Source organism: Virgibacillus halotolerans (assembly GCF_016908515.1).
Taxonomy (GTDB): Bacteria; Bacillota; Bacilli; order Bacillales; family Amphibacillaceae; genus Virgibacillus_M; species Virgibacillus_M halotolerans.
The window spans coordinates 682,178-697,362 of sequence record NZ_JAFBEA010000001.1 but is presented as its reverse complement, the minus strand read 5'-3'; the positions used below and the strand labels follow the sequence as shown (position 1 = coordinate 697,362).

Genomic DNA, 15,185 nt, shown 5'->3' with positions numbered 1-15,185 from the left:
AAAGGAATGATTTACAAATGGCGGATAAAAAAGAAACAAAACTAATTCATGGATTGAGTGATTTTCACATTGCGGTGCTTACAGAAGATTCAAAGACAGCAGTAGAGTACGAAGCAGTTGAAGAGATGGAAGGTGCGGTGGACGTATCTGTAACTCCAAATACTGAATCTAATACTAAGTACGCTGATAATGGCGCATTTGCTGTACTTAACAGCTTGGGCGATATTGATGTTGAATTGACAGCAGTTGATTTACCTCAGCATATCCAGACTAAGATTTTTGGGAATGATACTGAGGGAGATGTTGTATTCTCCAACGTTTCGGATGATGCAGCTGAAATTGCATTAGGATTTAAAGCTCAAATCCAAGGTGGAGGTCACCGATTTTACTGGTTGCTAAAAGGTAAGCCAGAGCTAGCAGAAACTGAGCACAAAACAGATGAGGGTACAGTTGAAAGCCAAGATGCCAAATTGACAATGAAGTTTACTCCATTAAAGCATAACGGTAACTGGAAAGCGCAGCTAGATAGCGACAAGGTTACTCCGGCAGATTGGTTTAAAGAAGTTGTGTATGACAAAGCAACTGCACGAGCAGTACAAGGTAATACATCTGGTGGGTCAGAAGAATAATTGATTAAGGGAGTCATTAAGTTGACTCTCTATTTTTTTATGCATTTTTAAATTTGAAAACAAGAGGAGATTAAAATATATGGAAAATTTTACAATCGCTTTAAAAATAGAAGGTAAGACTAAAAGATTTACAACACCTGCATCCATTAAAGGTGGCTTGTTTCGACAGGCAGTAGAAGTATCACAGGTAATTGAAAAAGATGAATTTGATATTAGCAATCTTGATGGATATATCCAATTTGTATGTGAAGTATTTGGAGAAAAATTTACGATTGATCAGTTTGAAAATGGTGTTGATGCGCGCGAATTACTAAAAACAATTTATGCCACAACATTCTTTGTGTTAGGTCAGGTATCGACAGCTACACAAATGTTAGCGGGAGACGTTGACACAAAGGCAGACGAAGGAAAAAACTCAGCCTGAGTGAGTCTGTAAAAGACATGTACTCTTCTTTGATGGAGATTGGATTCACTCAAAATGAAATAGACGAAATGGACATTATTTGGCACATGAAAATGTTGGCTCATAGACAACAAAGCAACGGAACAAAAGAAAATAAACCTCAATCTAATAAGCCAGTTACGATTGATCAAATTATCGGCTAGGAAGTCGGGTGAATAAAATATATGGCAGGAAAAAATTTAGGTGTTAAATTAACAGCTAATACTAGTCAGTTTAAATCTGATATGAGTGCTTTGTCTAGGCAAATGAAGACAGTCAAGAATGATATGGTTTCTGCTAAAAATGAGACTGACAAGTATGGTAATAGGCTTCAGAACAATGAAGGAAAAGTAAAAGTATTAACCAGACAGTTAGATTTGCAAAGAAATCAGGTTAAGAAATTAACTGCAGCCTACAATGACGCTGCAAGCAAGACTAGTAAAAATAATATAGAAACTCAAAAATTAGCAACTAGACTGAGCAAAGCTAACTCAGAATTGAAGAAAACTGAAGGCGAATTAAAGCGAACCAAGACAGCGATGAACCAGCTTGGCACTGAAGCTAAGAAGACGGGTATGAGCTTTAAGGAATTTGACCAAAAGTTTCGTGATGTTGGAGGTAGTATGCGTACCATTGGCATGGGAGTGGCTATTACTACTGGTGCTGCATTTGCTGGATTGGTTAAGCCTATGAAAGATGCTGTTGGCGTTACCATGGAGTTTGAGAGTGGAATGTCGAAGGTAAAAGCCATCTCTGGAGCTACTGGATCTGAGTTTGATTCATTGAAGAAACAGGCTAAAGAGCTTGGAAGGACAACAAAGTTTACTGCTTCAGAAGCCGCATCTGGAATGGAATTTTTGGCAATGGCGGGATTTGAAGTAAATGAAATCACTGCAGCTATGCCAGGTCTATTAGATTTAGCAGCATCTTCTAATATGGAATTAGGACGTGCAGCCGATATTGCATCTAACATTATCTCTGGTTTCTCAATGGAAGCAGACGAAGCTGGAAGAGTTTCAGATGTATTGGCAAGAAGTGCAAGTAATGCAAATACTGATGTTGAGCAAATGGGAGACGCTATGGCTACAGTTGCTCCAATAGCAAACACATTGGGGTTAGAGTTAGAAGATATGGCAGCTGGAACTATGCTCATGAGTGATGCTGGTATACAAGGTCAAAAAGCTGGAAGAATGTTAAGACAAGGTTTAATTAGACTATCTAAGCCAACAGGTGAAGCAGCTGATTTAATCGAGGATTTAGGTATTAATGTATTTGATGCCGATGGTAATATGAAAGACTTGGACAAGGTTGTAGCTGAGCTTGAAGGTGGATTAGACGGAATGTCTAGTCAAGCGCAGACAGCTGCATTGGCAACTCTATTTGGTTCAGAATCCACTGCAGGTTGGTCAGCATTACTTGATAGAGGTTCAGACACACTCAAAGAATATACCGAGGATTTGAACAACTCTGAAGGTGCAGCTAGTGAAATGGCTGAAACAATGCAGGATAATGCGGCAGGTGCGGTAACTAGACTACAATCGGCATTCGAAGGATTGCAGATTGAATTTGGCGAGAAATTAATACCAATGTTTGGTACAGCTGTAGAAGGTTTAACTGATATGGTTACTGGATTATCTGAGATGGATGAAGCAACAATGACTACAATTGCTAAAACAGCGGTAGTTGCAGCAGGAATATTAGGTGTAGTTACAGCGGTGGCAACATTAACTGCTGCTATTGGCGCGCTCATGTTATTTGCAGGCCCGGTTGGTTTAGCCATAGTTGGAGCAACTGCAGCATTAGGAGCACTAGGATTAGGTATATATGCGGCAAAAACGCATACAGAAGAAATGGAGAAAGCTAACTTTGACAATGCTAAATCATTATCAGATCAAGCTATTGAACTAGAAAAGAATGCTGATACATTTGATAAATTATCTGATAAAGCAAAGATAAGCAACGATGAATTAGCAGAGTTACACGATTTGAACAATCGCATAGCTAATGCAAAAAATTCAGACGAAGTAGCTAAACTCCAAGGACAGTATGATGAGCTTGCTAAAAAATCTGGATTGTCTAAAGATGAATTGAAAAAGTTATTTGAGGCAAATGATAATATTATCGCACAGTCTCCAGATGTAGAGCAATCTGTATCAGCACAAGGCAATGCATTTGTTGATAATACGGAAGCTGTAAGAGAATACATAGATACACTATACGAAATGTCACTAGTTGAACTAGATACAGAACGACAAAAGGCTCTAAAAGAACAAGAAGAATTACAGAAGAAAATCACCAAGCAGAAGAGAGAGCAAGGTAACCTCGATAAACAGCTGACAGAGTACAACGAAGCCAACAAAATGAGTCAAAAAGAAATTGAAGACCGACTCAAGAAAATCAAGAAAGAAAAACACTATGGAAACTTAAATACAGCGGAAGGTATAGCTCTACAATACGAAGAAGATGTGCTAACAAATATCATAGAGGGAAATTATAAAGATCAAGTTGATCAACTATTAAAGAAAAAAGAAGAAGGCAGAGAAAATATTGCCAACACTGAGGAAGAAATCGCTAAAAATCAGGCTTTGTTGGATGAAGCAGGGAATATCCTTCTCAAACAAGTTGGAATAAATGAAGAAGGCGAAAAAGGGTTAACCACGCTTGAGGAAAAATTGGCTAAAAATAAGAAAACATTAGCTAACCTTGACGCTGAAAAAGAAAAAAACGGTGAATTAAACGAAAAGCAACAAGAAAAATACGATAAACTAACTTCACAAAATGAAAAAATGGAAGAAGCTCAAGATTACATAATTAAAGAGTTAGAATTATATGGTAGCGTTAATTCACTGGTAGATTCTCAAACTGACAAACTCAGCGAAGGAACTCATGAGAGACTTAAAAGTCTTGAAAAAACTCATGATATTGAGTTAGCAGAAGGTAATATTGTTGAGCAAATCCAGAAGAAACATGGTGAGTTGGTTAAGGAAAGAGATCAACTTGAAGAAAACAGAGAAAAACAAGGTGCTAACAAAAAGGAAATTGATAAGCAAATAGCTGCTATTGATGAAAAAATTAACACTGGTGACGGTGTTATCTTTCAAATGCTTAAAGAGTTAGATATATTGGAGCTAGTTAAAGAGGGTATCCAACTTAATGGTGATGAGTTGCAAGCGTATCTGGAAGGCTTGGGTTATAGCACTGATGAAGCATTCAGCTTGGCTCAAGAGTTATCTGGTGAAACTGTGGAAGCTCTTAAACAAGGTGAAAAGGAATCTAAAAAAGCCGGTAAGGATAAAGGTGACAAGCACAAGGAGGGTCTTGACAGTACAAGAGAACCTAACAAATTTACAGCTACTGGTTTAGTCGATAATATTGTAACTGAATTTAATAAGGGATCTGATAAAACTGGCAAGTCCGGAAAACAAAAAGGTGAGGAACATCGAAAAGGTATTTTTTCCACGCAAGGGCAAAACGCCAGTGCTGCTAAAACATTAATTGATTCAGTATTGAATGAAGTGGATAAAGGTGATAGACAAGCCAATCAATCCGGTAAAAACAAGGGTACATCTCATAATGCTGGATTAAGTGGTACTAAAAAGTTAAATGAGATTACCGGAAGAGACCTGACAAATAATTTATTGAATCAGATCAAAAAAGGTAGTCCTGAATCTAGTAAGGCTGGTAAAGATAAAGGTACAGCTCATAAATCTGGATTGCAAGGTACATCCGGAGCGAATAACTCTGCTGCAAGTTTGCTATCATCAAATGTAACTAGTAGATTAGGTTCAACTACAGATGGTGGCGGTGGTAGTAAGGCAGGTTCACTATTTAAAATAGGCTTGGGTAGATGGGGCGGTGCGACATTTTCTACAGCTGTAAGTGTGGCTAGTCAAGGTGTATCCGGTCTGAAAAGCGTAAAAACAAGTGGAGCTGGTAGTAACTTTGTTGCTGGATTTAGAGGTTCTATAAATAGTGGAAGTGGTTCTGTTTGGTCAGCAGCTTGGAGTTTAGGTAAGTCCGCTTTAGGTGCGTTAAGAGGTGCTATTAAAACTGCATCTCCATCTAAGGAAACGGCTATTACTGGTGGTCACTTTACTGAAGGATTTGCAATCGGTATAGATGACGAAGCTAAGGAAGCTGAAAAGTCTGCTGTATCTATGGCTAAAGGAACGCATGGAGCTATGACCGATGAAATTGATAAGCTGGCACGTACATTTTCTGGTGCAGCTTACACAATTAGAGCCAATAAAGAAGTGTTGAAAGTGGAGCATGAGATTAATAATAGTGGTATGGAAAACCAAATCGAGTATTTAAGTAAAACAGTTACTCAATTGACGGAATTCTTAGCTACTCAGTTGTCTGGAGGAAAAGAAATAAATCAACACATAACTATAAACAGTCCAGATGCAACGTCACCAGCTGATAATGCAAGAAAAATAAAACAAGCTAGTCGTCAATTAGCGGCAGAGTGGAGGCGATAGATAAGTGAGAAGATTGACTTATGAAAATGGCAGAGGTGAACAGATTGAATTCTATCTATCACCTTTTCTCATTGAGTCACTAACTGGAATTGGTGAGGTTGACGCTGATATACAAAGCCAACAATCTCCTTTTCAGGATGGTGACAATTATATTGATACATTGCTACAACCAAGGTTTATTGAGTTGGAAGGATCTATAACGGAAAGAAATTTTGAGAGTATAAGAGAATTCCGCAGGTACATATTGCGTGTATGCAATCCTAAACTAGGGCTAGGCAAGATTACCCTAGAATTGGACGGGGATTTAAAAGAAATCATGGGTGCGCTTGACGGTTCACCTGTATTCCCGGAACGTTCTCAGGATGTATGGCAAAAGTTTATGATCAATTGGAAGTGTCCTAGTCCTTACTGGATGGATCTGAATCAGACATCTAGGTCACTACAATCGTATGTAGGTAACTTCAAACTACCTATGACATTTCCATTTGAGTTGGGTGTGGCAGGTAGTAGGACAACCTTATTTAATGAAGGTGATGTACCAGCTCCAGTTACAATCGATATACATGGAGCGACAACTAACCCACAGATCATTAATAAAACAACTGGGGACTACATTCGGATTAACCGATCTATTGCTGATGATGAGATATTGCATATCAATACAGCCTCTGGGCAGCAACGTGTAGAAATATACCGAGATAATACAATTGAGCAAGGTTTTGGTTATCTAGATCATAACTCGGAATTGTTTAATTTAGAAATTGGAGAAAATGAAATAGAACACATTGCTGATGCAGGTGATAGGAACGCTATTGTAGCTGTTAGCTGGCAGAGTAGATACACAGGAGTTTAGTTGAACAAGAAAAAAAATTAGTACCAACTCTTAATAACAGATGTTAAAATTAGATTAAGTACTAGTGTTAACTAATAATTAAGAGGTGTTTTGTATGAAGTTAGATGAATTTACAATTGGAGATGTATTCGAAACTAAATCACATAAATTAACAAAAGAGGATATTGTGAGGTTTGCAGGTGAATTTGACCCCCAATATATGCATTTGGATGAGGGGAAAGCAAATCAGGGAAGATTTAATGGAATAATTGCTTCTGGAATACATACACTGGCTATTTCATTTAAGTTATGGGTTGAAGAAGGCGAGTATGGTGCGGATGTTATTGCTGGAACAAGAATGAATAATATTAAATTTATAAAGCCAGTGTATCCTGATGATGAATTACATATCATTGTTGAGGTTATTGACAAAAAAGAAACAAAGAATGAAACGGGTTTCCTTACGGTATTGTTATCTACTTTCAATGATAAGGAGGAAAAAGTTTTTGAGGGTGACTTAACCGTATTGATAAAGCGATGAAGGTTAATTTGTATATTTTCTTATTCAACTAACTGGTTATCGATAGTAGCGAAGTAGTAAAAAGGTCTGGGTAAAAAGAAGGGTTTTGTCTTCTCCTGTCGAATAGAGTTAGATAGGAGGGGGTGATATGATGGATCCTATCACAGTTTCTATTGTGACTTCATTAGCAACCAATTATTTTACAGAATTTACTACACCGGTAGTTAAGCGGTTTTTCGACAGAGCTATCTCTGAAAAACCGGAGATTGGAGAAAAGTTACAGCAGGCTAATAGTTCAAAGGACTTTGAAGAAATATTCAATGAAGCTTCAGGAATAGTAGATGCTTCAGCTAATACAGGTGAGTTGGAAGTAATAGGAGCTTTCTTAGAAGCAGTGAAAGGCATAAGGTTCGACCATGCAAGTGGCAAGGTAGTAATTCAAGGAACCGAGATGACTGCACCTGTCTTAGTCACCGGTGGTAGTGTTAATTCCGCTGGTTCTACTACAATTGGAGAAAATACAGAATTAAAGTCCAACGGGACAAGAATTAGTGTCGGTAAAGGCTCAGGTATTTATATAGGTGGTGACTCGCAAATAAGGCAAAATTAACTTATAAGGACAATTTTTTGCGGGGCGCTATAATAAAAGATAAAGTAAAATAATCGAAAAGCATCCCACCCCGGGGTGCTTTTTATATTACGAAAGGAAATGATTAAATGGAAAAATCCTATTTTTACGATAGTACGGAAAATGATGAACGAATTTACCAAGCAGCAGATTTTGCTAGATTCCATGCTCAGATAATTGGTGACGGTGTATCAAACACAGCTAGTTTACCTGACTTAGAAGTAACAGCCAAAACAAATATGGATGTATCACTAGGAGCAGGGTACATGTTTGCTAATGGCTACATGTATGAAAACTCTTCTACTATAACTATGAAGCACGACATAGCTGATAACAACAATGACCGTATTGATCGTATTGTAATTCGGTTCAATAGTGATCCAGCAGAAAGAAGTATTAAGGCAGTTATTAAAAAGGGCACACCTGCAAGTAATCCAGCACCGCCAGCAATTACACGTGATAGTTACGTACACGAAATGAGCGTGGCGCAAGTGCGGATTGTCGCTGGCAAATCTTATATTGAGCAATCAGCTATTACGGACGAAAGAGCAGACGATAATGTGTGTGGGTATATTCCGTTGCATAATATTTATCGAGGGTTAGGGATTAATGAACTAGGTATGGTTACTATGCCTAACCAATCCTTTATTAAAACGATGAATAGTACACCACAAACCATTACTAAAAACACATCTATGGGTAATGCAGTACATCTGGAATTTGGAACGATCGAAGAAGATAAACAAAATGAGATTACAAGTGGAACGCAGTTTACAGCGAAAGCAGATGGGGTTTATAACTATTGGGTTGAACTGGCATTTGAACATAATATGATACCAGTGGGAGCAGAATTGCACGTATACAATTACGTTAATGGTAAAGAGAGCTTCCCGTTGGGTACTAAGCTATTTAGTGACGGAATGGACAACTTCATAGCTGTTAACGGGTTCGATAGCCTTAAAAAAGGTGACAAAGTTGACTTTAGAATAACGTCTTATCAAATGAATGTAGATGTAGATACGCGATTTAGCCGAATTAGAGTTGCTAAGCTGGCATAAGGAGGATGATTTCTATTGAGTATGCCTATAAGAGTTTATAATGAATTTTTAGACTTACTGGGAGAAACAGACAGCTACCAGTCATTGCAATACGAACGAAACTATCATGGCGTTGGTACGTTTGAATTGCACATAAACAGATATATGCATGGTGCTGATAACTTCCAAAAGGGTAATATTATTGCCCTAAATAAACAAGAAAACAAGGCTGGTATTATCCTTACAAGAGAAATAGATTTAGACGAATCAGGAAAACAAAGTGAAAACTTTAAACTAACTGGATTAACTATGGATGGTATTATGAATAGGCGCATAAGCATTCCTCCTAGTAGTACATCCCATGATCGGAAATCAGGCGATGCTGAAACAGTCATGAAGCATTATGTCTATAATAACTTTATAGATCCTGCAGCCAAGAGTAGGAAGTTAGATATCTTAGAAATTGCACCCAATCAAAACCGAGGTGAGCATGTAGTGTGGGAATCTAGGTTTAAAGATATCGGAAAAGAATTGGAAAAGATATCTATTGAGTCAGGATTAGGTTGGGGGATATTTGTTAACTTCAATACCAAGAAACTAGTATTTGATTGCTTCCAAGCTAAAAACCTTACACAGAATAACGAGTTTGGATATTCCCCTGTTTTCTTTTCCCCAGAATTTGAAACGATTAAATCCCAGAACTTTATAGATAGTGATGCAGATTATAAGAATGTCGGATATGTCGGTGGTCAAGGGGAAGGTGTAGGTCGTAAGATAATTGAATTAGGTAATGCTGCTGGTTGGGATAGAATAGAAACCTTTGTAGATGCTCGAGATATCGGCACAGAAGACGAAGAGACGGCGGAAGAGTTAACCGATGAAGAGATTGAAGAAATGCTTATCAAGCGTGGTAATGAAAAATTAAGTGAAATGGAAACTGTCTTCTCTTTAGAGGCTGAAATACTAACTCCAATAACTAGAAAGTCATATGAGTATACACACGAAGGGTATCTACATCCTGCACAAACTACTGGACGTTATGAAGCGAAACAACAGCAGATAACCCCCTTCCAGTATGAAAAAGATTTTGATTTAGGCGATAGAGTGCAGATAGTTAATAAATCATGGGAATTAACTATGACTGCACCTATTATAAATTTCATGGAAGTACACGAGCCGGGTGGATTTAGACTCGAGGGTACATTTGGTCAAACACGTCCAACTCTTATTACTAAGATTAAAGATAAGTTTGATGAATTAGAAGGTATAGAGAAGCAAGAAGCACCAGCAGCGGTAGCGGTTGAGTACATGAAAAAAGCTATGAAATATGGCGATGATAACCTTACAAAAGAAGAACGTAAGCGTATTGAACAGGCTATAGCTAACCTAGAAGCATCAAAATCATTTACAGAACAATACGCAGAAAAAGCTATTCACAAAGGTACTACACCACCTGATGATAAAACGCAATTATGGATTGATACGTCGGGTGAATCTGATGTTTGGAAACGTTGGGATGAAACTAAAGAGAAGTGGGTTGAAGGTCCAAGTGGCCCAGAGGGTGTTCCGGGACCACCAGGTAACGATGGTCAAACCTTATATACTTGGGTTAGATATGCTGACAGTCCAACAAGTGGCATGAGTAATTTACCCGATAATAAAAAGTATATTGGGTTAGCTTACAACAAGAAATCACCAGTTGAATCGGATGATTATGATGATTATGAGTGGGCGAAAATTGAAGGGGAGCAAGGCATGCCTGGTGCCCAAGGTAGTGATGGAAAACCTACTTTCACTTGGATAAGATACGCTGATGATATTAAAGGTAATGGTATGAGTGATAGTCCAGACGATAAAAGGTATTTAGGATTAGCCTATAATAAAGACACTTCGAAAGAAAGTGATGATCCTAATGATTATAGTTGGAGTCCGTTATATGACAATGTGATTGTTGGTGGTAGGAACTATGTCCAGAATAGCTTGCCGCAAGACACTAGTTTGTGGAAATTCACAAAAGCAAGTACAGGCGCCCGTGGATCAATATCAAAAGGTGAAATAGTTATCGGAAATGATGATTCAGGATGGGCACAATGGCAGATTTATTCTAATCAAGGTGCAACTGCATTAGATGATATAGAGGGTGATGAAACCTTTACATTATCATTTGAAGCAAAACAACTAAGTGACTCTTTATCGGAATATCCTTTTGCTCAATTACGATACGTAAGTAATAATATAATTCGTGTCGAAGGTGATGTTAATAAATTATCTAGTGGCAAATGGGTAAAATTTTCGAACTCCACAAAAGTGCCGCAAGAAGTGATAGATTCGTCAGCATATTCGAGGATAATTTTACAATTCAATGGTGAAGGTTCCGTTGCATTTAGAAAAATCAAATTAGAGAAAGGTAATGTAGCTAGTGATCATTCGATAGCGCCGGAAGACATCGAGAAGGATGCTAAAGATAAAGCAGATAAAGCTGAAAAAGAATCTAAAGATCATGCTGATAAACAGGATGAAAAAGTAAAAGAAGATGCAGCAAAGGATGCTAAGGAAAAAGCCGATAAAGCAGAAAAAAACGCAAATGACTTTTCCAAGAATGCCGACAACCTAATGGAAGGCATAATAAACGTTGGTTCCGTACCAATTCAAACAGCATATAGTGGTGCGCGTATTGAGTTTGACGGGACCAATGGATTTGTCCAGTACGACAAGGATGGGAATCCTGTTGCGTGGTTTGATTTAAAAGGTAACGCTAAGTTTTCTGGGGATATAACAGGTGCTACTGGTACGTTTGGCGATGTTAACGTGAAAGATGGTGACTTTACACTTGAAGATAATACATCCAACGTTAAGTACAGTGTCACACCAGCTCGAAACATGATTCAAGATCATTCATTTGAAATGATGCAACCGGGATACACAGGTGCTGATTCAATTGAACATAACTGGGTAGATATTGATAAGACAGTTGATGATAAATGGAGTGTTACAGGTAATCCTAAAATCGTTACTCAATTTGCTCCAGAAGATGCAAAAGCACTTGCCATACATGGCAATAGAGCGATAGCAGTAAAAGACGCAAATTTCGTTAGACAATACATTTATGAAGGTGTTGGCGGTGGAGCTAAATTTACTATATCCGGCTTCTTCAAAAGACAGTGGAATCAGCCGCCCGGGAAGCCACGTTTTGAGGTAGATGTTATAGATGCCTCTGGTGGTCGGACTAGGTTAATAAACGAGATATTTGAAACTGTACCGACTGACTATTCCGTTGTCAGACGTTCTGCCACATTTACAGTACCGAGCAACTTTGAAATTGGCGGTTCACTGGATGTAAAACTGTCAGGCGGAGATAGCAATTGGGTACATTGTGATGGCATTCAAATGGTTGAGGGAGATAACCCCACCGTATACCAACCGGAGGATAGTATTTGGGAGGTAGCCAAAGACAATTATAAGGTGCGAGGCGAACACAGGGTTCTTTGGGCTGATGGGGCGGTTTATTTATTAGCGAGTCATACACTGTATCCAGAGAAACCCTTGCAGTATTGTAAAAACGGTTGGATCTTAGAGTGGAGTAATTATAATCCTGGTGTCGGTGCAACTGATACCGATTGGCAATACACTTATGTTGCGAAAAATACATCTGTAGATGCCACTAGTAGTAATGGAGCTAGGGTTTATTTGCGTAGTGGTAATACAAACGAAGTTTTAAAATATTTCATAATTAGGGGCGGTGGAGATAGAATTACCGGTCATGACAATAACGGTAAATTGATGAATGGAAATGACAACAGGAACATGGCTTTGAGGACAATTTATGAATGGTAGAAGGAGGGTGTGCGAATGGTTAGAGTATACCTTTTGACCGACACAGATGGATACGTAAGCATAACTTCATCTAGGTCACTAAGAAATGAAAATGAGCAGACTATTGAAGTGCCAAAAGATCACGAAGTTTTACGTAACTCGGAGATATTCAAATATGTGGATGGTAAGTTAATTAAAGATGTAGAAAAACAACAGCAATTAATATCTGAGGCTAATGATAAACCAGAGAAATTGACGGATGATGAGATGAATGCTATCGCTATTATGGAGCTGTCCGAGAAAATAATGAATATTGAAATGGGGTGACGATGTGTACGAAGGAAGCATGTTAGCATTGCTTTTCGCAACGTATGTTATTCGTGGTATGTGGGATTACAATAGAGTCCCAGTACAATTGAGAGAAGAAGTCAATGCAATTTTAATAGCAGAAGGTCAGGAAGATTTGATAAACGCCTAGTAGGGCGTATTTTTTATGGTTTAAATTCCCTTCTTGTCGTATGATGTAGGCAAGGAGGGGAAACTATGAGCGATAGTTTTAAAGGGCTATATTCATCTCTATATAAGACTCCAGATATGTCGGATATTGCAAAACAAATGAGCGAAGGCATGGAGGAAGTACATGAAGCCATGGAAGAAACCCAGAGAGAAAAAGAGAAATACAAGCAAGAAATGTTACAAACCTTAAAAAATATAGAATCAAATACTGCAGGTTTGAATGAGGTTGTCCCCTTGTTAGCTTCTAATCTTGACAAACAGGATGAAATTCTAGAAGTGTTAAAAGAAGCATTGTCGATAAGTGCATCAAAAAATCAAGAAGAGGCTAAAAGTAAATGGAGAAAGGTAATGGAGAAGACTAGTCAACTTACAACCGACATAGAAAGCATTCAAAAAATACAAGGCTTTGCCAATACTATATGGCAGATGTATCAAAATACAGGAATTTAACATTAATTTATCAGCACCTATAGAGGGTGCTTTTTTTATGGAGCAATACAGGTAAAGGTTAACACAGTAGGAGGGTTGATATGCCAGAGCAAAATGAGTGGTATACAAATAAAGATTTGTTCGAGCTAATTGGAAACATGCAGCAAGAATTTCATGGACTAAGAAGTGAAATGAGAGAAACCAGAACACTAATGAAACAGTACAACGGTTTACGAGAAGAAATTGGTGTGGTCAAGGATAGAGTAGATGCGATAGAAGCTAAGGAAGAAGGAAGAAATAGCGTTGGATTGGCAATTAGAAACTGGTCAGGGTGGATATTCGGGTTTATCACCTTGATTGTTTTATTAATTAAATTTTGGGGTGGAGTGTAAATGAATAAAGCAATGATCATTAGAACGTCTGTATTAATAGTAGCCTTAATTAATCAAATATTAGTGATGACAGGTATGAATCCATTACCATTTGAAAATGAAGAATTAGAAATGGGATTGACAGCAGTATTTACAGTTGGAGCTACATTGTGGAATTGGTTCAAGAATAATAGTGTCACCAAGGAAGCTAAGGATGCAGATGAGTATTTGAAGGAAATAAAGGAATTAAAGAAACTCAGCAAGTAAAAACAACTACATAATTCTAGGATTGTCATTAATTTGGCAGTCCTATTTTTTATGGGAAAATAAGGAGACGATTATTAATGGTTAATATTATCAAACCAAACTTGGCATTTAGAGGATCATTAGCACCAATCAATAAAAGCCGTATCGATAAAATAGTACAGCATCATATGGCGCATGAAACATGGAACATCACAGACGTTCACAACTTTCACAAGAATAGCAATGGATGGGCTGGTATAGGTTATAATTATTGGATTGGCTTTGATGGAAAGATTTATCAGGGTCGTGGTATGAATGTAGGCGCTCATGTAGGTGGTCATAATAGTCATACGATAGGTGTAGGTTATCAAGGTGACTTTACTAAGCAACAGATGACTGCAGCACAATTTAACTCAGGTGTAGCCTTGAATAAATGGCTTATGACTCAGCTGCCTAATGTTAATTCTACATCTCAGATTATTGGTCACAATGAGTTAGCATCTACAGCGTGTCCTGGTAAAAACTTCAGAATGGCTGACTTAAAGAAAGCAGTTGGCGGTAAAAGTACTACTACATCTAAACCTTCACAAAACACCTCAAAGAAATCCACTAAGCCTACAAGCAACCTTGGATTAGTCGATTATATGAACAGTAAGAAGATGGATTCAAGTATGACCAATAGGAAGAAGTTAGCTAAGCAATACGGTATCAAGAATTATACTGGTACAGCTAGTCAGAATACAACTTTGCTATCTAAGATTAAAGGTGGTAAACCATCTGGATCTACTACAAGTAAAGCTAAAGCTAATCTTAAAGTTGATGGATATTTAGGTGTACAGACGATTAAAGCCATGCAGCGATACTTTGGCACAACTGTAGACGGTGTTCTTAGTAAGCCTAGCTCATTGGTTATCAAGAAGCTACAGAAGTTATTAGGTGTCATTCAGGACGGAATCATGGGGAAAAATACAATATCAGCCATGCAAAAGCGATTTGGTACAGTTGTAGACGGTAAGTTAAGTAAGCCAAGTTTGGTTATAAAAGAGTTACAAAGACGATTGAATAAAGGTAAACTATAACATTATAAAGTATGACACTAGGGTGTATATCATTAATTTGGTATACACCCTTTTTTGCGTTATTTATTTTGCATTTTCTTTCTATAAACAATTTTTAGACAACTGTCCATTATGCTGGCTTTTGTTCAAATTATATTCTTAAAAATTTTCTAAAAACCCTCC

The 15,185-nt window shown here is 37.8% G+C and carries 15 protein-coding genes; all 15 read left to right on the top strand.

Annotated elements, in window-relative coordinates; translation table 11 throughout:
- Positions 1 to 17 precede the first annotated feature (17 nt).
- The 15 genes from JOC34_RS04035 to JOC34_RS03965 all read left to right on the top strand — a co-directional run bounded on the left by JOC34_RS04035 (position 18) and on the right by JOC34_RS03965 (position 15,023).
- Positions 18 to 629: a major tail protein gene (locus JOC34_RS04035; protein ID WP_205135418.1), complete on the top strand. Its 612-nt coding sequence runs from the start codon at positions 18 to 20 to the stop codon at positions 627 to 629.
- A gap of 79 nt (positions 630 to 708) precedes the next feature.
- Positions 709 to 1,053 carry a phage tail assembly chaperone G gene (gene gpG, locus JOC34_RS04030; protein WP_205135417.1) on the top strand — a complete coding sequence of 115 codons (345 nt, stop codon included), beginning with the start codon at positions 709 to 711 and terminating at the stop codon, positions 1,051 to 1,053.
- Positions 1,054 to 1,070: 17 nt separating this feature from the next.
- The gene (locus JOC34_RS04025; RefSeq protein ID WP_239544049.1) at positions 1,071 to 1,235 is read left to right on the top strand and encodes a hypothetical protein; all 165 of its coding nucleotides are present in this window, start codon (positions 1,071 to 1,073) and stop codon (positions 1,233 to 1,235) included.
- Positions 1,236 to 1,256: 21 nt separating this feature from the next.
- Positions 1,257 to 5,552, top strand: coding sequence for a phage tail tape measure protein (locus tag JOC34_RS04020; protein WP_205135416.1), 4,296 nt, complete (start codon positions 1,257 to 1,259; stop codon positions 5,550 to 5,552).
- 4 nt (positions 5,553 to 5,556) lie between these two features.
- Positions 5,557 to 6,405: a phage distal tail protein gene (locus JOC34_RS04015; protein WP_205135415.1), complete on the top strand. Its 849-nt coding sequence runs from the start codon at positions 5,557 to 5,559 to the stop codon at positions 6,403 to 6,405.
- A 94-nt stretch (positions 6,406 to 6,499) separates the two neighbouring features.
- A complete protein-coding gene (locus JOC34_RS04010; RefSeq protein ID WP_205135414.1) occupies positions 6,500 to 6,925 on the top strand; it encodes a MaoC family dehydratase in 426 nt (141 codons plus the stop codon).
- Between the two features lie 127 nt (positions 6,926 to 7,052).
- Positions 7,053 to 7,514, top strand: coding sequence for a hypothetical protein (locus tag JOC34_RS04005; protein WP_205135413.1), 462 nt, complete (start codon positions 7,053 to 7,055; stop codon positions 7,512 to 7,514).
- 107 nt (positions 7,515 to 7,621) lie between these two features.
- Positions 7,622 to 8,590, top strand: a complete 969-nt coding sequence (locus tag JOC34_RS04000; RefSeq protein ID WP_205135412.1) for a hypothetical protein — start codon at positions 7,622 to 7,624, stop codon at positions 8,588 to 8,590.
- A 21-nt stretch (positions 8,591 to 8,611) separates the two neighbouring features.
- A complete protein-coding gene (locus tag JOC34_RS03995) occupies positions 8,612 to 12,403 on the top strand; it encodes a siphovirus ReqiPepy6 Gp37-like family protein (protein ID WP_239544118.1) in 3,792 nt (1,263 codons plus the stop codon).
- A gap of 15 nt (positions 12,404 to 12,418) precedes the next feature.
- Positions 12,419 to 12,709 (top strand): hypothetical protein, encoded by a 291-nt coding sequence (locus JOC34_RS03990; protein WP_205135410.1) that lies wholly within the window; start codon positions 12,419 to 12,421, stop codon positions 12,707 to 12,709.
- Positions 12,710 to 12,713: 4 nt separating this feature from the next.
- Positions 12,714 to 12,860 carry a hypothetical protein gene (locus JOC34_RS03985; RefSeq protein WP_205135409.1) on the top strand — a complete coding sequence of 49 codons (147 nt, stop codon included), beginning with the start codon at positions 12,714 to 12,716 and terminating at the stop codon, positions 12,858 to 12,860.
- 65 nt (positions 12,861 to 12,925) lie between these two features.
- Positions 12,926 to 13,348 (top strand): hypothetical protein, encoded by a 423-nt coding sequence (locus JOC34_RS03980; protein ID WP_205135408.1) that lies wholly within the window; start codon positions 12,926 to 12,928, stop codon positions 13,346 to 13,348.
- Positions 13,349 to 13,428: 80 nt separating this feature from the next.
- Positions 13,429 to 13,719 carry a hypothetical protein gene (locus JOC34_RS03975; protein ID WP_205135407.1) on the top strand — a complete coding sequence of 97 codons (291 nt, stop codon included), beginning with the start codon at positions 13,429 to 13,431 and terminating at the stop codon, positions 13,717 to 13,719.
- The gene (locus tag JOC34_RS03970; protein ID WP_205135406.1) at positions 13,720 to 13,965 is read left to right on the top strand and encodes a phage holin; all 246 of its coding nucleotides are present in this window, start codon (positions 13,720 to 13,722) and stop codon (positions 13,963 to 13,965) included.
- A 77-nt stretch (positions 13,966 to 14,042) separates the two neighbouring features.
- On the top strand, positions 14,043 to 15,023 hold the full coding sequence (locus JOC34_RS03965) for an N-acetylmuramoyl-L-alanine amidase (RefSeq protein WP_205135405.1): 981 nt from the start codon (positions 14,043 to 14,045) through the stop codon (positions 15,021 to 15,023).
- Positions 15,024 to 15,185 lie beyond the last annotated feature (162 nt).